Origin of the sequence: Singulisphaera chitinilytica, from assembly GCF_049331405.1 — a bacterium.
GTDB lineage: Bacteria > Planctomycetota > Planctomycetia > Isosphaerales > Isosphaeraceae > PoT.
The window spans coordinates 9,336,604-9,358,132 of record NZ_CP186274.1 but is presented as its reverse complement, the minus strand read 5'-3'; the positions used below and the strand labels follow the sequence as shown (position 1 = coordinate 9,358,132).

Annotated in this window: 17 protein-coding genes; 15 read left to right on the top strand and 2 right to left on the bottom strand. The window is 66.0% G+C overall.

Translation table 11 applies throughout. The annotated features are described in order from the left end of the window. Positions 1-133: 133 nt before the first annotated feature. The 10 genes from ACOYYX_RS36430 to ACOYYX_RS36385 all read left to right on the top strand — a co-directional run bounded on the left by ACOYYX_RS36430 (position 134) and on the right by ACOYYX_RS36385 (position 14,906). Complete coding sequence (locus ACOYYX_RS36430) at positions 134-370, top strand: hypothetical protein (RefSeq protein ID WP_422927558.1); 237 nt, start codon at positions 134-136, stop codon at positions 368-370. Between the two features lie 247 nt (positions 371-617). Beyond that, positions 618-2,864 carry a DUF1549 domain-containing protein gene (locus ACOYYX_RS36425; protein WP_422927557.1) on the top strand — a complete coding sequence of 749 codons (2,247 nt, stop codon included), beginning with the start codon at positions 618-620 and terminating at the stop codon, positions 2,862-2,864. Beyond that, positions 2,858-3,898 carry a DUF1553 domain-containing protein gene (locus ACOYYX_RS36420; protein WP_422927556.1) on the top strand — a complete coding sequence of 347 codons (1,041 nt, stop codon included), beginning with the start codon at positions 2,858-2,860 and terminating at the stop codon, positions 3,896-3,898. Before ACOYYX_RS36425 ends, ACOYYX_RS36420 begins: the two co-directional genes overlap by 7 nt. 116 nt (positions 3,899-4,014) lie before the next feature. Next, complete coding sequence (locus ACOYYX_RS36415) at positions 4,015-5,451, top strand: DUF1501 domain-containing protein (protein WP_422931710.1); 1,437 nt, start codon at positions 4,015-4,017, stop codon at positions 5,449-5,451. A gap of 92 nt (positions 5,452-5,543) precedes the next feature. After that, the gene (locus ACOYYX_RS36410; RefSeq protein WP_422927555.1) at positions 5,544-6,914 is read left to right on the top strand and encodes an MFS transporter; all 1,371 of its coding nucleotides are present in this window, start codon (positions 5,544-5,546) and stop codon (positions 6,912-6,914) included. Continuing rightward, positions 6,907-8,346: a neutral/alkaline non-lysosomal ceramidase N-terminal domain-containing protein gene (locus ACOYYX_RS36405; protein ID WP_422927554.1), complete on the top strand. Its 1,440-nt coding sequence runs from the start codon at positions 6,907-6,909 to the stop codon at positions 8,344-8,346. Before ACOYYX_RS36410 ends, ACOYYX_RS36405 begins: the two co-directional genes overlap by 8 nt. 64 nt (positions 8,347-8,410) lie before the next feature. Then, the gene (locus ACOYYX_RS36400; protein WP_422927553.1) at positions 8,411-9,733 is read left to right on the top strand and encodes an aspartate aminotransferase family protein; all 1,323 of its coding nucleotides are present in this window, start codon (positions 8,411-8,413) and stop codon (positions 9,731-9,733) included. A 47-nt stretch (positions 9,734-9,780) separates the two neighbouring features. After that, positions 9,781-10,959 (top strand): galactonate dehydratase, encoded by a 1,179-nt coding sequence (dgoD, locus tag ACOYYX_RS36395; RefSeq protein ID WP_422927552.1) that lies wholly within the window; start codon positions 9,781-9,783, stop codon positions 10,957-10,959. A 188-nt stretch (positions 10,960-11,147) separates the two neighbouring features. Further along, positions 11,148-11,705 (top strand): dCTP deaminase, encoded by a 558-nt coding sequence (gene dcd, locus ACOYYX_RS36390; RefSeq protein ID WP_422927551.1) that lies wholly within the window; start codon positions 11,148-11,150, stop codon positions 11,703-11,705. 1,041 nt (positions 11,706-12,746) lie between these two features. Next, on the top strand, positions 12,747-14,906 hold the full coding sequence (locus ACOYYX_RS36385; RefSeq protein ID WP_422927550.1) for a YDG domain-containing protein: 2,160 nt from the start codon (positions 12,747-12,749) through the stop codon (positions 14,904-14,906). A gap of 114 nt (positions 14,907-15,020) precedes the next feature. On the opposite strand, the gene ACOYYX_RS36380 is transcribed toward ACOYYX_RS36385, so the two are convergent. Continuing rightward, positions 15,021-15,407, bottom strand: coding sequence for a VOC family protein (locus ACOYYX_RS36380; RefSeq protein ID WP_422927549.1), 387 nt, complete (start codon positions 15,405-15,407; stop codon positions 15,021-15,023). A gap of 268 nt (positions 15,408-15,675) precedes the next feature. On the opposite strand from ACOYYX_RS36380, the gene ACOYYX_RS36375 reads away from it, so the two are divergent. From ACOYYX_RS36375 to ACOYYX_RS36355, 5 genes are all read left to right on the top strand, one after another. Beyond that, positions 15,676-16,209, top strand: coding sequence for a hypothetical protein (locus tag ACOYYX_RS36375; RefSeq protein ID WP_422927548.1), 534 nt, complete (start codon positions 15,676-15,678; stop codon positions 16,207-16,209). Between the two features lie 249 nt (positions 16,210-16,458). Next, a complete protein-coding gene (locus ACOYYX_RS36370) occupies positions 16,459-16,662 on the top strand; it encodes a hypothetical protein (RefSeq protein ID WP_422927547.1) in 204 nt (67 codons plus the stop codon). Positions 16,663-16,737: 75 nt separating this feature from the next. Beyond that, complete coding sequence (locus ACOYYX_RS36365; RefSeq protein WP_422927546.1) at positions 16,738-17,094, top strand: hypothetical protein; 357 nt, start codon at positions 16,738-16,740, stop codon at positions 17,092-17,094. A gap of 425 nt (positions 17,095-17,519) precedes the next feature. Continuing rightward, on the top strand, positions 17,520-17,852 hold the full coding sequence (locus ACOYYX_RS36360; protein ID WP_422927545.1) for a hypothetical protein: 333 nt from the start codon (positions 17,520-17,522) through the stop codon (positions 17,850-17,852). Between the two features lie 195 nt (positions 17,853-18,047). After that, entirely contained in the window at positions 18,048-18,947 is a 900-nt protein-coding gene (locus tag ACOYYX_RS36355) for a hypothetical protein (RefSeq protein WP_422927544.1), read from the top strand. Between the two features lie 126 nt (positions 18,948-19,073). Here ACOYYX_RS36355 and ACOYYX_RS36350 read toward each other — a convergent pair whose 3' ends face one another. Beyond that, positions 19,074-21,317, bottom strand: coding sequence for a beta strand repeat-containing protein (locus tag ACOYYX_RS36350; RefSeq protein WP_422927543.1), 2,244 nt, complete (start codon positions 21,315-21,317; stop codon positions 19,074-19,076). Positions 21,318-21,529 lie beyond the last annotated feature (212 nt).

Here is a 21,529-nt window from a genome sequence, read left to right as displayed (position 1 = left end):
AGTCGTTTCTCCTGACCCTTAGCACTCACGTATCGCCCGAAGGTGCGGGTACCCTTGCTCTTGAAAGGGGCGTCTCCCAGGCGGGACCTGCCGTTTGGTCACATCCTGCTGGCATCGCAACAGGAGTCGCCCCATGCGGCAAGCTACGATGCTCTGGCCCCTCTGGCAAGGGCTGCTACGCCCCTTCGTGTGGGTCTTCACCCGGCCCGGCCACCACCGCTTCGTCGGGTGGGACACCACATTCGCGCTCAACGAGGAACGGGGGGCGCTTCGCTTGGTCGGTGAGATGAGGCAGGATTTCCGGGGAAGCTACGGAGTTGACGGGCTTATCCGTTCGACAAGACTCCCGGCGGCGGATACCCTGGCTTGAGAGCCTCCTGTTTAACAGTGGGTTGACAGCCCAAGAACTGCCGGTAGACTTTCTTTAACGTTAAAGTAAAAGAGCCGACAACGGCCCTTCCGCCCGATTTCCAGGATCGGGCTTCGATATGCACCCTGCCCGCCTCGGCCCCTGCCGAGAGCGAATCTGCGAAGCTTGCAGCGTCCCAAGAGTCACGAGTCTCGGATCGGAACGAGTCGGATCGGTCGAGACGGGGAATCGAGGAGGTAGTCCAGCGATGCGGCCATACCTCAAAGCGTTGCTGATCCTGTCGGGCCTCGTCGCGCCGCGATGGGGGATTGCCGAGGATCGCGTGGACTACACGCGGCAGGTGAAGCCGATCCTGACGGCCCGCTGCCTGGCCTGTCATGGGGCCCTGCAGCAGAAAGGGGGGCTGCGCGTCGACACGGCGGCCTCCCTCCGCGAAGGGGGCGAGAGCGGGCCCTCGGTGGTCGCCGCCAGGCTCGACGAGAGCGAGCTGATCGCCAGGATCACCGCGAAGGGGGCCGACCGCATGCCGCCGACGAGCGACGGCGAGGCCCTCAAGGAGGCCGAGGTCGCGCTCATCAGCCGCTGGATCGAGCAAGGGGCCGACGCCCCCTCCGACGAGAAGCCGGAGGCCGACCCGCGCGACCACTGGGCCTTCCGCAAGCCGGTTCGCCCGGAGGTCCCCAAGCTCGCCGAGGGATCGGTCGGGAACCCGATCGACGCCTTCCTCGACGCCGACATGCAGAAGCACGGGCTCAAGCCGCAAGGGCGGTCTCCCAAGGGGCTCCTGCTCCGCCGCGCCTACCTCGACCTGGTCGGGATGCCGCCGACCGACGCCGAGCGCGAGGCCTTCGAGGCCGACGCCTCTCCCGACGCTTATGAGAAGGTCGTGGACCGCCTGCTCGCCAGCAAGCAATACGGCGAGCGCTGGGGCCGGCACTGGATGGACGTCTGGCGTTACAGCGACTGGTGGGGCCTCGGGGCCGACCTGCGGAACAGCCAGAAGCACATCTGGCACTGGCGCGACTGGATCATCGAGTCGCTCAACTCCGACAAGGGGTACGACCAGATGATCCGCGAGATGCTCGCGGCCGACGAACTGTACCCCAATGACCTCGACAAGCTCCGGGGCTCGGGCTTCCTCGCCCGCCACTACTTCAAGTTCAACCGGAACACCTGGCTCGAAGACACCGTCGAGCACACCGGCAAGGCCTTCCTCGGCCTGACCTTGAACTGCGCCAAGTGCCACGACCACAAGTACGATCCGATCAGCCAGCTGGATTACTACCGCTTCCGGGCCTTCTTCGAGCCCTATCAGGTCCGCACCGACCAGCTCCCCGGCGAGACCGACTTCGAGAAGGACGGCCTCCCGCGCCCTTACGACTGCAACCTCGACACCCCGACCTACTGCTTCGTCCGTGGCAATGAGAGCCAGCCGATCAAGGATCGCCCACTGAAGCCCGGCCTGCCGGCGCTCCTCTCGTTCGGCGACCTCAAGATCGAGCCGGTCAAGCTCCCCGCCGAGGCTGCCTCCCCCGGCCTGCGTCCGTTCGTGCTGGAGGACCACCTCCGCCTGGCCGACTCGCAGATCGCGACCGCCCGCGCCGGGCTGTCGCAGGCGGTCGCGAAGCTGGCCGAGGCCGAGAAGCCGGCCCCCGCTGTCGCGTCGGTTGAGGGCTCCGTCGACACGACCCCGTTGATCCGAGACGACTTCGCCCTGGCTCGCCCGGACACCTGGGAGACGCTCGCCGGCCAGTGGACGCACCGCGACGGCAAGATGATGCAGGAGCGCGGCGACGAGTCCCGCTCGGTGCTCCGCTCCAAGAAGAATCATCCCGCCGACTTCCAGGCGACCCTCCGCACGACCCTGACCGGCGGCGACCCCTGGCGCTCGGTGGGTGTCTGCTTCGACGTCGTCGGCGATCGTGAGGTGCTCGTCTACCTGAGCGCCTACGCCGGCGGGCCCAAGCTCCAGGTGGCCTACCAACAAGGGATGGGCTACCTCTATCCCCCCGACTCCGCACAGGGTCGTCAGGTCAGGCTGGGCGAGGCCTATGAGATGACGATCCGGGTGCGCGGGACGCTCGTCAACGTCGCGATCAACGGCGAGCACGCCATCGCCTATCGCTTGCCGTTCGCCAGGAACCCCGGCGGCCTCTCGCTGATCACCTACGCGGCGACGGCCGAGTTTTCCGGCTTCGAGCTCAAGCCGCTGGCCCCGAACGTGGCGATGGTCGAGTCTCCCGCCGGTGCGCCCGTGTTGGCGTCGGGCGTCGAGAAGGCGAAGGCCGGGATGGTCGTCGCCGAGAAGGCGCTGGCCACGGCCCTTGCCCAGCCCGACGCGATCCGAGCCCGCTCCGCCGCCGACGTCGCCCGCGCCCTGGAGCCCCCGCTCCGGACGCCAAGGCCCTGGCGACGACCGCCGCCAAGCTCGAGCGCCAGGCCGCCCTCGCGAAGGCCGACGAGGATCTCGCACGGGCCGAACTCGCCTTGCTGAATGCGGCCGCCCCCCAGAAGGATGCCGAGCGCACCAAGCGCGACACGGCGAGGACGGCCCTCGACGCCGCCCGCAAGAACCTCGAGACCGCGACCGACGTCTACACGCCGCTTCGAGGCTCGTTGAAGACGGTCGAGTCTAACACCGAGACCGAGGCGTCCAGGGGCAAGCCGTTCCCGACGACCAGCACCGGCCGACGCTCGGCGCTCGCCGCCTGGATCACCGACGCCAGGCACCCGCTCACGGCGAGGGTGGCGGTCAATCATATCTGGGTGCGTCACTTCGGCAAGCCGCTGGTCCCGACCATCTTCGACCTCGGCCGCAAGGGGACGGCCCCGACGAATGCCGCCCTGCTCGACTGGCTGGCCGTCGAGCTGATCGAGCACGGCTGGAGCATGAAGCACCTGCACCGGCTCATCGTCACGTCGGAAGCCTACCAACGCACCTCGGCGAGCCAGGGGGCCGACCCCAAGACCCTCGCCGCCGACCCCGAGAACAAGTGGTACTGGCGGATGAACCCCGTGCGCATGGAGGCCCAGGTCGTCCGAGACAGCCTCCTCAAGCTCGCGGGCATGCTCGACACCCGGATGGGAGGCCCGCCGCTCCCCGCGAACGACGAGGCCTCGAACCGGCGGAGCCTCTACTTCACGCACTCGCACAACGAGCATCATCAGTTGCTCAACGTCTTCGACGACGCGAGCGTGCTCGAGTGCTACAGGCGTTCGGAGAGCATCGTCCCGGTGCAGGCATTGGCCCTCTCCAACAGCAAGTTCTCGCTGACGATGGCCGCGAAGATCAGCGAACGCCTGCACGAGCGGCTGGGCAAGGTCTCCGACGGCGAGTTCACCAAGGCCGCCTTCCTGGCGATCCTGGACAGCACGCCCAGCCCCGCCGAGCAGGCCGCCTGCGAGGAGACCCTGGCCGAGATCACGGCCCTGTTGAAGGCCGGCGGCAAGGCCGACCCGGCCCGCAAGGCCCGCGACGACCTCGTGCAGGCGCTCCTCAATCACAACGACTTCATCACGATTCGATAAGCAAGACGTCGGTCGATCCTCAAGCGACCCCGGGCGAACGAAACGGACAGGCAGACGCGAGGAGGTGGCAGGTGGCGGACAATCTCGATCGCGACCAACTCCAGGGCGGACGAGGCATGCACCGACGGGCGTTCCTCAGCGACATGGGCATGGGCTTCACCGGCCTGGCCCTCGGCGCCATGCTCCATCGCGACGGCGTGGCGCGGGCCTCGTCGGAGGGGATCTGGACGCCCCCCGACGGCCTCCCCCACTTCCCCGCGAAGGCCAAGTCGGTCATCTGGCTGTTCATGAACGGCGGCGTCAGCCACCTCGAGACGTTCGACCACAAGCCCGAGCTGAACAAGTACGGCGGCAAGTCCATCGCCGAGACCCCGTACAAGGGGACGCAGGACCCCAAGAAGCTCTCGCTGGCCAGGGTCGTCGTCGTCAACGACGCCAACGGCCAGCAGCGCAACAAGCTCTACCCGCTCCAGGTCGGCTTCAAGAAGTACGGTCAGAGCGGCATCGAGGTCAGCGACTGGCTGCCGCACCTCGGCAACTGCGTCGACGACCTGGCCATCGTCCGGTCGATGTACACGACCGACGACAACCACGGTGCCCAGACCCAGTTCCACTCCGGCCGGCACATGCTCGACGGCGAGTTCCCCAACCTGGGCGCCTGGGTCCACTACGGCCTCGGCTCGCTCAATGACAACTTGCCGCAGTATATCTCGATGGGTGCCCGCGAGTACTGGAACAAGAAGGACGGCCACTACCTAGGCCCGGCGCACGACGCCGTGCCCGTGAAGGTGGACCCGGCCAATCCGCTCGAGTACGGCCGGCCCGAACTGGAAGTCGCCGAGGCCGAGCAGCGGCTGGGCTTCGCCCTGGTCAACAAGCTCGACCGGCTCCGGTCGGTCGAGTACCCCGACGACCCGGCCCTCGCGGCGCGGATCAAGGCGTACGAGCTGGCCTTCCGGATGCAGAAGTCCCTGCCCGACGTGCTCGATTTCAGCCGCGAGACCAACGAGACCAAGAACCTCTACGGCCTCGACGACCCCGTCACGTCGCCGTTCGGCATGCAACTCCTCGCGGCCCGGCGGATGGTCGAGCGCGGCGTCCGGTTCATCCAGATCCAGGATGGCGCGGGGGGCGCCGGGGTCTGGGACGCCCACGGGGCGCTCCGGGCCAACCACTCGCAGAACTGCCTCCGGATCGACCGGCCGATCGCGGGCCTGCTCAAGGACCTGAAGCGTCGCGGGCTGCTGGATGAGACGCTCGTCGTCTTCGGAACCGAGTTCGGCCGGACCCCGGGCACGCAGGGGAGCGACGGCCGCGACCACCACGTCTACGGCTTCTCGGTCTGGATGGCCGGCGGCGGCGTCAAGGGGGGGATCGTCCACGGCGCGACCGACGAGATCGGGTTCCACGCCGAGGAAGACCGCCACTACGTCACCGACGTCCACGCCACGATCATGCACCTGATGGGGCTCGACACCCGCAAGCTCGAGATCCCAGGCCGCAAGCGCCTCGACATCGACCACGGCCAGCCGATACGGGCGATCCTCGCCTGACGACAGGCCTCGATGGTTCAGCATATTGGTAAACTTTGTCAATCCCGAGGTTCCGCCTCGGCTCTCCAACACACGTTTCTGAGGACTCGACGATGAGCCCGAATACGGGAGCGGTTGGAGAGCCTACGCACCCCGGAGCGATCTCCGCACCGGCCGATTCGCTCCCGGATTTCTCGGATCCCATCGAGCGTCCGACCCGGGTGCGTTACGTCGTGCTGGGCTGGCTCTGCGTCGCGACGATGATCGCCTACATCGACCGCGGCAGCATCAGCGTGGCGGACAGCCTGATCCGCAACGAGCTCGGGATCAGCAAGACGCAGATGGGCTGGGCGATGAGCGCCTTCTTCATCACCTATGCCCTCTTCCAGTTCCCCGGCGCGATGGTCGACCGGCGCTGGGGATCGAGGCTGGCCATCCCCTTCTTCTCGGTCGCCTGGTCCCTGGCCACCGCGGCCTGCGGCCTCGCGACCGGGATGCTCGTGCTCCTGCCGGCGAGGCTGGCGATGGGCGGGGCCGAGGCCGGGATTTTCCCGGCGGCGACGGCCGTGATCGGGCGCTGGTTCCCGGCGTCGAAGCGGGCGTCGATGAGCGGAGTCCTCGCCAGTTTCATGGGGGTCGGGGGCGCCGTCGGGGCCGCGCTCTCGGGGATGATGCTTGGCCTCGTCTCCTGGCAATGGATGTTCCTCATCTACGCCGTCCCCGGGATCCTCTGGTCGATCATCTTCTTCGGCTATTTCCGCGAGACGCCCGGGGATCATCCCGGGGTCAATGAGGCCGAGCGGAAGCTCGTGGAGTCGACCTCGGTCGCCGCGACGCCCTCCAAGGGTGACGGCCGGTCGATGTCCTGGGCGATCCTGAAGCAACGCGCCGTGCTAGGCCTGGCCGCGCAGCAGTTCTTCCGGGCCCTCGGTTCGATGTTTTATATGAGTTGGTTCCCGACCTTCCTGCAGGAGACGCGGGGCGTCGACGTGCAGCAATCGGGCATGCTGTCGAGCCTCCCGCACCTGGCGACGATGGCCGGCAGCCTGACCGGGGGCTACCTGTCGGACTACGTGCTGGCCAGGAGCGGTAGCCTCCGCCTGGCCAGGCAAGGGATCGCCGTGGCCAGCATGATCGGCTGCATGTTCTGCATCGTCCTGGCCTCGTACGTGTCGAACCCGCTCCTCTCGGTCCTGATCTTCAGCCTCGGCGCCTTCGCGGCGGCGCTGGCCGGGCCCTGCGCTTATGCTCTGACCATCGACCTGGGCGGGCGAGAGACGCGCCAGGTCTTCAGCCTGATGAACACGTCGGGGGCGATCGGCTCGATCGTCTTCCCGACGATCGCCCCCTGGCTCCTCGCCCGGACGGGCTCCTGGAGTGCCGTGGTCGCCGTCTTCGCCGCGACGCACGCGGCGGCGGCCCTGTGCTGGGTCGCGTTCGATGCCGACCGTCCCCTTACCCAACCGGCGAGAGAACATGCCTGACGTCGTCGAGACACCTCAAGGGCTCAACAGCTTCGGCCTGGCGCAAGGCGACATCACGCCTCCGGTCGGCATGTACCATCGGATGTGGGGGGCCGCCGCGCACGACGTCTCGACCGGCGTCCATCGCCCGCTCCGCGCCACGGCCACCTGGATCGGACCCCGCGACAATCCCGAGGACGGCCTCGCCCTCGTCGCGATCGACCACTGCGTCTTCTGGGGCCGGGCCAACGCCGAGCTGCTCGACCACATCGCGTCCCGCGCCGGCCTGGAGCGCGATCGCCTGATGGTCGCCTTCTCCCACACGCACGGCGCCGGCCTGCTGGACCCCGATCGCGTAACCCTCCCCGGCGGCGACCAGATCGCCCCCTACCTCGACACCATGGCCGAGACCATCGTCGGCCTGATCGCCGAGGCGAAGGCGGGTGCCCAGCCGGCCGTGTTCACGTACGGCTCGGGGCATTGCAACCTGGCGGCTCATCGCGACTACTTCGACGAGGTCAGCGGGCGTTTCGTCTGCGGGTTCAACCCCGGGGCCTTCTCCGACGACACGGTGGTTGTCGCCCGAGTGACCGCCGAGGACGGCCGCCTGCTGGCGACGTTCGTCAATTACGCCTGCCACCCGACGACCCTCGCCTGGCAGAACACGCTCATCAGCCCCGACTTCCCCGGCGCGACGCGCGAAGTCGTCGAGCAGGCGACCGGAGCCCCCTGCGTCTTCCTGCAAGGGGCCTCGGGCGACCTCGGGCCTCGCGAGGGGTTCGTGGGGGATCCGGCGATCGCCGACCGCAACGGTCGGCAACTCGGATACGCCGCGCTCTCGACACTGGAGAGCCTGCCGCCGCCGCTGACCCGCTTCGCCTTCGCGGGGCCGGTCGAGTCGGGCGCGGTGCTCGGCCCCTGGCACCACGTCGACCTCGACGAGGCGAGGAAGCTGGACCTGGCCTCGTGGAAAAGGCAAGGCTGGATCGTCCCGCTCCCCTATCGCCCCGACCTGCCGACGGTCGAATCCTCGAACCGCCAGCGCGATCGTTGGCTGGGCGAGCTGCAAGAGGCGATCGGCAAGGGGGACGAGGCCCACGCGGCCAAGTGCCGGGCGATGGTCGAGCGGATGGATCGTCAGCTCACCCGCTTCACCGACCTCCCGCCGGGCCCGGATTACCCGTTCCTCGTCCGGGTCTGGAAGACCGGCGACGCCTTCTGGGTGGCCATCGGCGGCGAGCATTACCAGTACCTCCAAGTCGAGCTGCGCAAGCGGTTCCCCGCGACGCCGATCGTCGTCATGAGCCTGATCGACGACTGGCGCCCCGGGTATCTCCCCACGGCGCCGACGTACGGCAAGGCGATCTACCAGGAAATCATCGCGATCCTCGCCGCCGGCAGCCTGGAAAAGCTCACCGAGGCGATCGGCGATCAGATCCAGGAATGGGTCTGACGTTGAAGATGCAGGCAGAAGCACTTTTGCAAAAATGAGTCTGGGTGGAGCGTCGAGGTCTCGCATGAATCATTCGCAATCGAAAGAGTTGTTCGCCCGTAACCGCCGCTTCATCCCCGGGGGGATGGTCTCGCTCAATCGCCGGGTCGAGCCCGAGATCGCGTTCGTCAAAGGGTCGGGGGCGTACGTCTGGGACCTCGACGGCAACCGCTACATCGACTACCACGCCGGCTTCGCCCCCTACCTTCTCGGCCACGGAGCCCCCGAGGTCGAGGAGGCTGTGAAGAAGTCGATCGCCGACGGCTGGACGCTGATGGGCTCGGGGACGACCCCCTGGGAAGGCCGCGCGGCCGAGCTGCTCTGCGAGTGTGTGCCGACGCTGGATAAGGTGCAGATCACGACGACCGGCTCGGAGGCGACCTACCACGCCCTGCGGCTCTCGAGGGCGTATACCGGCCGCGACCACATCGTCGTGATGCAAGGGGGCTACAACGGCTGGCATGACGAGGTCGCCTGCAACGTCATGACCCCGCTCGAAGCCCTCGGGCCGAAGGTCTCGGGGGGCGAGTATCCCTGGAAGCCCCTCACGGCCGGGATCCCCGAGCAGGTGCAGTCGAGGGTCCACGTCGTCGAGTACAACGACCTCGAGGCGGTCGCCTGGGTCTTCGAGAATTACCCGGTAGCCTGCCTCATCACCGAGCCGATCCTGCAGAACATCGGCATCGTCAAGCCCCGCCCCGGCTTCCTCGAAGGGCTCCGGGCCCTCTGCGACAAGCACGGCGTCGTGCTCGTCTTCGACGAGGTGAAGACCGGCTTCCGCCACGCCCTCGGGGGCTATCAGTCGATTGCCGGCGTCAGGCCCGACCTCGCCACCTTCGGCAAGGCGATCGCCAATGGATATCCCCTCGGCGCGATCGGCGGCAAGGCCGAGTTGCTCGACTACTTCGACCATCCCGATCCTTCCAAACGCGTCCTGATCGCCGGGACGTACAACGGCCACCCGGTCACGATCGCGGCGGCGATCGCCACGATGGAGATCCTCCTCCGCGAGAAGGACACGATCTATCCGAGGCTCGAGGCCCTCGGGGCTCGGATGCAGGCGGGGCTCGAGAAGGCCTTCGCCAGCCACGGTATCAAGGCGACGGTCGCGCGCCAGGGATCGGCCTTCTGCGCCTACTTCATGGATCATGGCCCGCTCAACTGGTACGACCTCGCCCAGCATCACGACATGGACTTCGACGGCCGCTATCGCCGTGCACTCGTCGACCGTGGCGTGTATCATTTTCCGCTCCCCACGAAGCAAGGGAGCATCTCCACCGCGCACACCGAGGCCGACATCGACCTGACGCTGGAGATCACCGAGGACATCCTGAGCGCGGGCCTCTGACCGTCGCGGCCGCCCCATCCGATTCGACTTGATCCGAGACACGAACGATGAAGATCACGAAGATCGAAACCCTGGTCTGCCACGCCCGGATGCGCAACTGGATCTTCGTCAAGGTCGTGACCGACCAGGCGGGACTCTACGGATGGGGCGAGGCGACGCTCGAGTGGCACACCCGCGCGGTGGTCGGCGCGATCGAGGACATCGCCCAGCTCCTCATCGGCGAGGATCCCCGCCGGATCGAGTACCTCTGGCAGATGATGTACCGCCAGCACTTCTGGCACGGTAACGGCATCGTCAGGGGGACGGCGATCAGCGGGATCGACCTGGCCTTGTGGGACATCCTCGGCAAGATCCACGGCGTCCCCTGCCACAAACTCTGGGGCGGGCCCGTCCGCGACTACATCCGGCTCTACTGCCACCTCGGCGGCGGCCGGATGGAGGACTTCTATCAGACGGACCCCGCCGACGCCCGCCGCTTCGGCGAGCTCGCGCAGGAGGCCGTCGCGCAAGGCTACACCGCGTTCAAGTCGATGGCCGTCCCCGAGACCATGCCCCTGGAAGGCCTCCGCCCGATCCGCTACGCCGAGGCCTGCGTCAAGGCGATGCGCGACGCCGTGGGTGACGACATCGACATCATGGTCGATTGCCACGCCCGCCCCTCGCCCCGGATGGGCATGCGGTTCGCCCAGGCCCTCGAGCCCTACGGCCTCTACTTCTTCGAGGAACCCTGCTGGCCCGAGACGATCCAGGACATCGCCCTGATCCAGCGCGCCGTCTCGACCCCGATCGCCACCGGCGAGCGGCTCATCTCGCAGCACGCCTTCCGCGACCTTTTAGAGCAGAGGGCGTGCAGCGTCCTCCAGCCGGATATCACCCACTGCGGCGGCCTGACCGAGGCCCGCCGGATCGCGGCGATGGCCGAGGCCTATCGCGTCTCGATGGCCCCGCACAACCCGCAAGGCCCCGTGAGCACGGCCGCCTCGATCGAGTTCGGCTTCGCCACGCCCTCGTACATCATCTGCGAGACCGTCCACAACGACGTCCCCTATCGCCAGGACGTCGTCCGCGAGGGCTTCACCGTCGAGCCGAAGGGCCAGATCGTCCGGCCGAACCAGCTCCCCGGCCTCGGCGTCGAGCTCGACGAGGAAGAGATCAAGAAGCACCCATTTGAACAGGAAGTCCTCCGTCGCTCGTTCTACCGCGACGGCAGCGTGGGCGACTGGTGATCGAAGATGCGGCCTCGATGCGTGAAATCCGTCGCGAACAGGCCATCAGGTAGGAATTCCTCGCGAGGCATCGATTGACGGGCCCCCGACGCATTTTCGCGCCGTCGGGGGGCCCGTTTGCGCTTGACCGAAGCGGCGGAAACCGATTCGATGGCTCCGTGTCGGCACACGGAACCGAGGGCCTGGCGATGATTCTTCCGGATCACTGGATTCGCAGGATGGCGACGGAACAGGGGATGATCGAGCCGTTCGTCGAGCGCGAGTCTCGCAACGGCGTGATCTCTTTCGGGCTGTCGTCGTACGGCTACGATGCGCGGGTGGGGAACACCTTCCGGATCTTCCACAACGTCGACTCGGCCGTGGTCGACCCCAAGAACTTCAGCCGGGATAGCTTCGTCGAGCGCACGGTCAGCGACTCGGTCATCATCCCGCCCAACTCGTTCGCCCTGGCCGAGACCGTCGAGCGGTTCCGCATCCCCCGCGACGTGCTGGTCATCTGCGTCGGCAAGAGCACGTACGCGCGTTGCGGCATCATCGTCAACGTCACTCCGCTGGAGCCGGAATGGGAGGGCACGGTGACGCTGGAGTTCTCCAACACCACCCCGCTCCCCGCCAAGATCTACGCGGGCGAGGGCGCCTGCCAGTTCCTCTTCCTCAAGGGCGAGTCACCTTGCGAGGTCTCCTACGCCGATCGCAAGGGCAAGTACATGCACCAGACAGGCGTGACGCTTCCCCGGGTGGAATAAGGGCGCAAGTGTAATAGCCTCGGTTCCCGCCATGGCAACAACGGGGCTCCGGCGCCGGGTCGTCTCGACACAGGCCGCCCGGAGCCTATTGTTTACATGATTTGTGCGTGCCGACGCCCTTGTCTTTGCATTCAATTCTTGCATTTCATCTCGCCCTCGGCCGACTCCCCGGCTCTGGTGTCCTCCGGCAATCCGAGCCATCCGAGACCAGGCCCTTTCAACCCCCTCCTTCCTCGCGGTGAGCATCATCCTTTGGGGCTGCCAGTGTCATGTCAATCTGTGGTTCAATCGAAAAGTACAACACCTTTGAATTTGTGGGCTTTTTGTGGATTTTCGGCGTCGCGAGGCCGATGGATGGGGTCTTCTACGCCAACTCACACGTCGATCAGAAGATTGAGATGACTTGCATCGTATGCATATCCCCTGGCCGCTTGCACGTGTGACAGCATTTGTGATAGGTTCGAATTTCAGTGAGGCGGTCGTACGGCCGAAATAAGGGTTGGGATCGTGCGGTGTCGATTCCAGCGGGGTCGTCGGAGGTCGGATGGCCCGGGGATGTGGTCTCGGCGGATTCGCGTCGGCGCCCTCGTTCGTCCGCGCTTCCCCCGCCACGATCCGCGTGAAGCATGCAACGGCCGATCGTGAATATGCTCACCCAAAATTTATTCGTGTCCCAAAGATCAATCTTCCGCGTAGAGGCTTTCCACGGAGATTGAGGCACGTTGATCCTTCCCTCGAGACCCGTCGCCCGGGCTGATTCCGTGCGGTCGGTCGCAGTCCTCTGAATTCAAGCCCGCCATCGGGATTGGTCGCGGGACGAGGGCTCCTGGTCCGATCCATCGCCTCGTCGAGAACCGGGCTCCGGCGTCGGGGCCCCGTCCGCGGGTTGTCGGGCCTTGAGCGAATCTCTGGTATCCGAACGCCGATGGCCGGAAGGCCCATCGGGATGTTCTCGTGCTCGACGGCACGCGCGTCGATTCTGCGCGCATTGACCGCCGTCGCTCCCCCCACCACGGTTGATGTCCTTGGAGATTGCCTGGTATGTCGCGGATCTTCGACTTCGCAAACGAGTGGCTCCAGTCCCGGAAGCAAACTCCTTTCGTCAAGCGTGGTGAGCGACGCGCCGCCCTGAATGAGGCCGTCAAGCGTCGCCGCCGGGCCCAGAAGTCTCCCATCCTCGAGGCGGTCGAGGAGCGTGTGCTCCTCAGCACGGTCCCGCTCAAGTCGCTCGCCGAAGGCGCGGCCGTCGTCCATTCGGCGCAGTTCCAGGCGCTCCGGACCGGCTCCCCGCAGGGGGGCGTGAGCGCGGCGGCGGCCCGGCTCCGTCGGTCTCCCACGGCGATGTCGAACGTCTCGGGCACCGCGACGCCGAACGGCCAGGCCACCCTCACCGCGACGCTCTCGAGCAACGGCTCGCCGCTGTCAGGCAAGATCGTCCGGTTCCAAGTCCGTGGCCGGATCGTCGCCGTGGCCTTGACCGACGCCCAGGGTAAGGCCGTCGCCAGCAACGTCAGGCTCCGGAACTTCCAGAACGGGACCTACCCCAACGCCGTGCAGGCCGTCTTCGGCGGCGACCTTCGCAACGGCCGCAGCAGCGCCCGGGGCACGTTGACGGTCGGCCAGACCCCTGCCCCGACCCAGACCTCGACCGCCATGAGCGCCGTGTCGGGCACGGGCACTTTCGGCAGCACCGGGACGCTCTCGGCCAGGCTCCAGGCGAACGGCTCGCCGCTCGCCGGCCAGACGGTCAGCTTCCTCGTCCAGAATCAGGTCGTCGGCAGCGCCTCGACGAATGCCCAGGGCGTCGCGACCCTCTCGGGCGTGAGCCTCACCGGAATCAATGCCGGCGACCACGCCAACGTCGTCACGGCCCGCTTCGACGGCAATGCGAACTACCAGGCGAGCAACGCCGTCGGGAACCTCGTCGTCGCCAGGGCCCAGGTCGACGTCACGCTGGGGAACCTGAACCACACGTACAGCGACGCGGCGAAGGCTGCCTCGGCCAACACGAGCACCCCCGGCCTGGCCGTCGCCTTGACCTACGCCGACGCGAACGGCAACGCCGTCGCGAATCCCACCGCGGCGGGGAGCTACCAGGTCTCGGCGACCGTGACCGACCCCAATTACCTGGGGAGCGCGACGGGCACCCTCGTCATCGCGAAGGCCCAGGCCGTCGTGACGCTGGGAGACCTGGAACACACCTACGACGGCACTGCGAAGCCTGCTTCCGCCACGACGGATACCCCCAACCTGGCCGTCGCTCTGACGTATAAGGACGCGGAAGGCAACGTCGTGGCGAGCCCGACCTCGGCCGGGACCTATCAGGTCACCGCGACCGTGAACGACTCGAACTATCAGGGGACAGCGACGGGCTCGCTGGTGATCGCCAAGGCCACGCTCCAGGTGACCGGCCTCACGGCGGGCTCCAGGACGTACGACGGCACGACCGACGCCACGCTCGTCACCACGGAAGCCACCTTGACGGGCGTGGTCGAGGGCGACGAGGTGACCCTGGTCGCGACCGGCACGACGGCGACCTTCGACTCCAAGAACGTCGGCGCGGACAAGGCGGTGACGGTGGCGGGGCTCGCCCTGGGCGGGGCCGACGCGGAGAATTACACGCTCGTCCAGCCGACGAACGTCACGGGCGAGATCACCGCCGCCATTCTGACCGTCAATGGCATCCTCGCGACCAACAAGGTCTACGACGGGACCACCCTGGCCTTCCTGGATAGCTCCAACGCGACGGTCGAAGGCCTCATCGCGGGCGACGACGTCACGGTCGATTACATCAACCAGACCGGCGAGTTCGCGGACAAGAACGCGGCGAATAGCAAGGCCGTCACCATCAGCGGCCTGAGCCTGACCGGGGCGGACAAGGACAATTACGTCGTGGCGGCCGGCTACGCCACGGCCGACATCACCCAGCTGGCGCTGGGCGTCACCGGGATCCTCGTGGCGGATAAGCCCTTCGATGGCTTCGACAACGCCGCCGTCGACGCGAGCGGAGCGTCCCTCGTCGGCGTCCTGCCCGGTGACGACGTCTCGCTCTACACCTACGGCGTCTCGGGTCGCTTCGACTCGATCACCGAGGGCTCCGGCAAGACGGTGTACATCGACGGCCTGTCCCTCATGGGCAACGACTCGGGCAACTACAGCCTGAACAACGTCACGGGGACAGCCAGCATCAACCCCTATTGATCGTCGATCGCTATCGAAAAAATCAAGGACCGCGTCCCGCCGGAATTCCGGCGGGACGCGGTCCTTCTCTTTTTCCACAGGCCCTTCGACCCTCATTCCCGCCCAGGCCGAATCTCAGGCCTCGTACAACTCGAGCGGCAGGCCGTCCGGATCGGCGAAGAACGTGAACTGCTTGCCGGTGTACTCGTCGATCCGGATCGGCTCGACCTTCACCCCGCACTTCTCCAGGTGGGCCACCGCTTCCTTGATGTCGGGGACCTCGAACGCGAGGTGCCTGAGCCCGCAGGCCTCGGGATAGCTGAGCCGCTTCGGCGGGTTCGGGAACGAGAACAGCTCGATCTGGACCCCGTCGTTGATGCGCAGGTCGAGCTTGTACGAATTGCGCTCCTCGCGGAAGACCTCGGAGAGGATCTCCAGTCCCAGCGTCTCGGTGTAGAAGGCCCTGGACGCCTGGTAGTTCGAGCTGATGATCGCAACGTGGTGGGTTCGGCTGATCTTCATTCGGGCTCCGATCGGGATCGACGCGACTCGAGACGTTGAGGTCTTTCCTAAGGATGGTCGGACCGCACCCCATTCTAAATCCGTCATGAGCCCCCCTGCCACCTCGATCTCCGGCCCATCGCGCGGCCGATGCGCCCTTGAAGTCCGAAGAGATGCGGATCAATACCTAAGATCACCTTTGATACCGAAGAAGTTGCTTTATTTCTCAATGCGATTAATCCTCGTGTCGAAGTCCAAATCTTACTTGGATCCTCCTGAATTCGAGGCGATGACGGATGACAACCTCTGCCGGATCTGGCGGGAAGGCCCGATCCTGGGGATGAAGCGATTCGCCGTGCTACCGGACCGCTGCGTGAGCTGCAACGAACCGGCCCGTGGATACAGCCGGTCTGTCCGGCTTACGTACCGCCCAACCTTCGGCGTGCCATCGTTCGCCCTGATGCGAATGGCTCATTTCCTCATCGCTTCCCTCGAGGGTTGGACCGCGAAGATCGACATCGGCCTTTGCCCGAAACATCGAGCCCGCAGGAAACACCTGATCTGGGCAGCCTGGCTGTTCGGCCTCCTCTCGGCGCTCATGTTCTACGTCTCCGCCTCGCCCACGAATCAACCCTGGTCGAATTACGCCCTCTTCCCCGCCCTCGCGTTCTTATCGGGTGCCGTCTTCGCCGGAGCGGCGGTGAGTCATACGGTCGTCGCCCGGGAGATGAACGAGACTTCGATCTGGCTGAGGAACGTCCACCCGAAATTCCTCGAGGAGTTCCCGGATCTTCTGGGCTATGTCGAGGACGAACCGCTTTGACGACTCGGGGCCGGAGGCCGACGCGAGTTGTATCCCGCGCCGCTCTTCTTTCTCACGTCGACCCATCGACGAACGCCCCACGAGCCTCAAATGGAGACGGTGAAGACTCGGTCGCCCTTGCCACTGAGTGGCGATAGGGCGAAATTGCGTCTTCGTCAGGAATTGCGTTTTTGACACCCAGGAACCAAGCCTTTACGATGGCCCCCGAAGTTGGCGACGGGGGATGCGAATGGAACGCAGGAGGCTTCGATGGGGAAGCGCACCGACGTCTCGGTGAAGATGGATTCCGGCGCCGTCGGCGAATGCCGGATCGCCGCCGCGTTCTCCGGCATGTCGCTGGCCGAGTACCTGAGCGAGCGGATGCGGGCCGTCGCCAAGCAGGACATCGACGAGGGCTATGCCCGACGCACCGAGGCCGAGCGGCCTCCGAAGGGGAAGGTCGGATCCAGGTGACGAGCCTACGCATGCGCAGATCGAGGATGCTGGGCGTTCGTCCCACGTGGCTCGTCATATAAGTAAGGAGGGCTCATGAGGATCGAGACCATCGACGGGGAATCCTACGAGGGCGAGCTTCGACTCCTCGACATCGCGGTGAGGGGCGACAAGGCCCATCTTTGTATGCGAATCCCGACAAACGAAGACCTGGATCCGGATTCGGAATCGAAGCGAGAGATCGTGGTCCCCCTGGAGCAATTCCGGCAGGCCATCCAGCCTCACCGCTTCCAGATCGCGGGCGTCACGCCCATCAAGCGCAACCCCAAAAATTGCGCCATCGAGACCGCATGGGTCACGATCACCATCGAGGGCGGGCCCAACAGCAAGCCCTGGGAGATCTCGGTCCGACGCGGCGAGATCGAGGAGAAGCTCAACCAGATGGTGGGCTAGGTTCGGATCCTGTGATCGGGGAATGAGCAAGACCCGATGGCTCGATCCGCAGTCGCTGCAGCCGCTCATGGGCCGCGCTCACGTCACTCGTGGCCTCGGCTAATCGATCGACGACTGGACCCCGGCTTATAATTCGTTCGAGGGTGCCGCAACCAGGCGCTGCGAGTCGGGCCGCTCCCCGCGATCCGGGTCGACGGAAGGGATTCTCATCGACGGCAACGTCCCGAGGTTTCCCCCGCCGGAAGCGTGACCATTTAGGTGCGAATGTGAGCATTTGAAAATCCTTCCCCCCCCCCCTTGTATGCTGTTCGCCTCGCCCGATCGCCGTATCCCGGAGTTTGCTGAATTTTTGAAAACATGCGCACAAGATTCCGCATACAGCCCGGGATTGGCGTCGTGGGGCGGGCGGTCATGAGAACCATCCCATGGATTCCATCAGCGAGAGCGAGAGGAGCCTGCTGGCCGGGCTCCTCTCCGCCTGGGTCGTGCGCCAGCGCGACCACGTCAAGCTCGGCATGTTCGGCCCCTCCTGGGGAGGCTGGCTCTTCGTCGTGAAGAGGGCCTGCTCGGGCGAGGAGCCGAGGTCGATCGCCCTGAGCCTGAATCGACTCAAGCTCACCATCCGCGACCGATTCCCGGATCTGCCCTTCGTCGCGATGAGCGTCCCGTCGGACACGGACCTGCAGAGGTGGCTCAACCTCCAGGAGAGCATCACGTTCGATCGCTCCTCACCTGCGGCCGAGATCGGGCGCAACTGACCCGGCCTCGCCTGCTGTGCTCCGGATCTCGAATGTGAAGGATTTATGCTGCGCCGGATGGCCGGGGTCACATCCGGGCGGGGTTGACGACTGGCAAGCTGCCGTAAAATGATGACGTGGTTAAATCAAGGCTTGAGAAGCCATTGTTCGGGTGTCGGTTCGTGCCCGCGGCGATGAAAACAGGAGGCGAGATCGATGAGCAGCGACATCGCGTCGGAGACGTTTTCCGCCAACCGCCTGGGGGGCGACCCCCTCCCCGACGACCTGAAGATCCTCCTGGGGCACGCGGGCGAACTGATCGAGCATACGGGCCTCGAACTGAATGGCGAGGAAGGCTGGGCCCCCTGGCTCGACACCAGTTATCTCAGCGAATCGGATCGCCAGAATCCGGACATCATGGCCAATGTGCGGGCGATCGCCGACGTTTGCGCGCTCATCGCGTTCGTCGCGTCGACCGAGGACGGCGAATACTACGGCTACTGGCGTGGCCCCGACCGCTCTCCCCTCGCCGACTCCCCCATCGTCAGGCTGGACAACGAGGGGCAGTTCCTCATCATCGCCCGTACCTTCGCCGAGGCGGTCCTCACCATGACCTTCGACGACGAGCAATTCGCCGAGTTGAGCGACTGGCTGCGTTCCCTCGGCGTCGAGGCCCAGGTCGGGTCGATCGACGAGATCGAGGGCCCCTCCGGCGAGCCCGAGCCGAGCAAGCTGCACCGGGGGAACTCTACGACCGATACCTCGCGTCGGGCGGCGGAGCCTGACGCCACCCGCCCGGCCAATGCCCCGGCCTCGAGCTCGAGCCGAGCCGGAAAGGTGGCGACGCATGGACCCGCCCGCCGAAACTCTGATGCAGCGGCTCCGAGGCTTCCTCGGGCCGTTCGCCGCCGATCATGGCTTCGTCATCGACGCGAGGGGCGACCGGGCGAGTTCGCTCGAGGCCTGGATCCGACTCGAGTCGCGGACGATCATCCGCGACGTGATCCGCGACCGCGGCGACGAATACTTCGTGGTCGCGGCCAAAGTCCGCCCCGGCCCGCGCGGCATTGCCAGGTCAGCCGTCGGACACTACGCGGCCTCCCCTCAACGTCATAGCTGCATATGCAGTATTGAAACTGTTTTCTCTGAAGAAATGCGATCCCACCGGGAAGTGCGGAAGGCCCCGACGTCCCGTCCCGATGGACAGGCGCCGGGGACTCGTCCGCATCAACAGGTTCGAGGTCAGGCGTTGTACGTGTTGTTGCCCGCCGTCGAGGCCCGGTTCCCGATGACGAGCGTCCGGGTCAGGTTCGAGACGCTGCCGGTGTCGAAGTAGATCCCGCCGCCGAGGCCCTGATTGCCGTCGGCAAGGTTCCCGACCACCAGGGTGTCGGTCATGTTGAGGGTCCCGGGCGGGAGCGAAAAGCTGAGGGGGTTCCCGACGAAGATGGCGCCGCCGTACGCGCCTCCCGTGGCAGCCCCCTGGGCGCCGAGGCCTCCCAGAGCCGCGTCGCCCGAGAGGAGGCTATTCTTGATCGTCAGGACGGTGTTGGAGGTCGTGGAAACGCCACCGCCGCTCGCCGTGCCGCCGACGCCTCCGGCGCCTGAGCCGTTGCCTTTGCCGCCCGCCCCGCCTTCAACCAGGTTGCCGGTCAAGGCACCCCCGTTGATCGTCAGGGTGGAGACGGGCACGGACAAGCCGAACCACCCGGCGAACAGGTCCAGGGAACTCGGTGCCATGCTGATGCCGCCTCCCTGAGCAGAGCCCCCTCCGCCGCCGCCTCCCGACACGCCGCTGCCCCCGGCGCCGCCGATGGCCTGATTATTGGCGACGAGCGTCCCGGTGAGCGTGGCGTTGCCGCCTATCGTCGTGAGCCCGCCTCCTTGCGCCTGGCCGCCGAGGCCTCCTTGTTCGCCATCCCCGCCGATTGCCAGGTTGCTGGTCAGCGTCGAGCCCGTGATCGCGAGGTTCCCGAATGAGGCCGCCACCCCGGCGCCGAACGCCGGTCCCCCCGTCATCCCGTCCCCTGCACTGGCGAGGTTCCCGGTGATCGTCGTTCCGGTGATCGTCATGTTCGTCGGGTGGAGCGTGAAGCCCGTGAAACCGAACGAGATCTCGTAACTCCCGTTCACCTCGATCGCACCTGCGCTCGCCTGGCCCCCCTGGCCCTCATCGCCTCGCCCACTTATTGCCTGATTATTCGTAAATTGACTGCCCGTGATCGTCGCACCCGGCGCCGTGTCGCCCACCTGCGCGTAGCTGAGGGCTCCGGCGCTGGCGTTCCCACCGAAGCTGAAGGTATCGCTCGTCCCGCCATCCCCGCCGATCGCCATGTTGGACGTGAACGTGGAGCCGGTGATCGTCAATGCGGGCGAGGAGACCATGATGGCCCCGCCGTCGGCCGTCCCCCCAATGCTGAACGAGCCGGGCGCCGCATCAATACCTTTTCCGCCAATGGCTTGGTTCGCCGTGAAAGCGCTGCCGGTGATGGTGAGGACCCCCGAACCATCGATGGCGCCACCATAAGCGCCGCTGATACCTCCATCCCCTCCGACTGCCCGGTTCCCTATGAAGGATGAGCCGGAGATGATCGCGGTCTCGTTCCCCAGGAATAAGGCTCCGCCCGATCCTGTGCCCGACGAAGCGAACGGGCCTCCCCCGCCGGCATCCTGCCCGATCGCCTGGTTGTTGCTCAGAGTGCTGTTGACGATGCGCAAGGCTACAGGGAGGGACGGGTCGCTGAGGTCGGCGATTCCTCCGCCTAGGCTGCTCCCAGAAAACTGGCTGCCGGTACCTCCGATCGCCAGATTATTGCTGATCGTGCTGCCGGTGATCGAGAGAAGGTTTGTATTGAAGATCCCACCGCCCGAACTCTGTCCTCCCACGTCGATGTCGTCATTTCCGATCGCTTTATTGCCGGTGATCGTGCTCTGGACGATCGTCAATATCCCGCCATTCGAGATACCGCCGCCCTGAGCCCAATGATAATCATCGAGAGCACCGAGGGCCTGGTTCGCCGTGACCGTGGCCTTCTGCAACAAGAGGTTGCCGTAGTTGAGGATTCCACCCCCCTCGCCCGCCTTGCCGTCGGTGATCGTCAGCCCTGCGATCGTCGCGCTGGCGTCTGGCGTGACGAAGAAGACCCGGCTTGCGCCGTTGCCGCTGACCGTCAACTGTCCCGCGCCTGGGCCTTCGATATCGATGTTCCTGTCGATCTCGAGTTCGCCGCTCGTGAGGGTGATCGTGTGCCCCCGCAGGCTATTCGCGAACGTAATCTTATCGCCGCCATGGGCGTCGATGATGGCCTGGCGGAACGACCCCGCGCCGCTATCGTTCGTATCGGTGACAACTAACGTACTGAGCGCGATGCGCCCTTCCAGCACGCTCAACCCGGGCGTGAATGACCCCGGCCGACGACGGCCTCGACGGCGGCTCGACCCGAAAATTTCCCGACGTAGTACTTTCCAGCCTGAGATGGTCGACATGCGATGTCCTCTCGTGTTGCTGACCTCGACTCGACTCTCGCCTGAGCGACGAAACGAAAGGGGGGAAGGATCCAGAAGCTTTGCTTCGGCGCGCAAACGGCCTATCCTCCTGGGACCGGCCTGCCGGCGCCATGAGCGCAAAGCGAAACAGTTATTGAGTTCAATGAATCTCGAATTCAATCGACGGCGGCCCGCACTGCAACTCGGCGCGC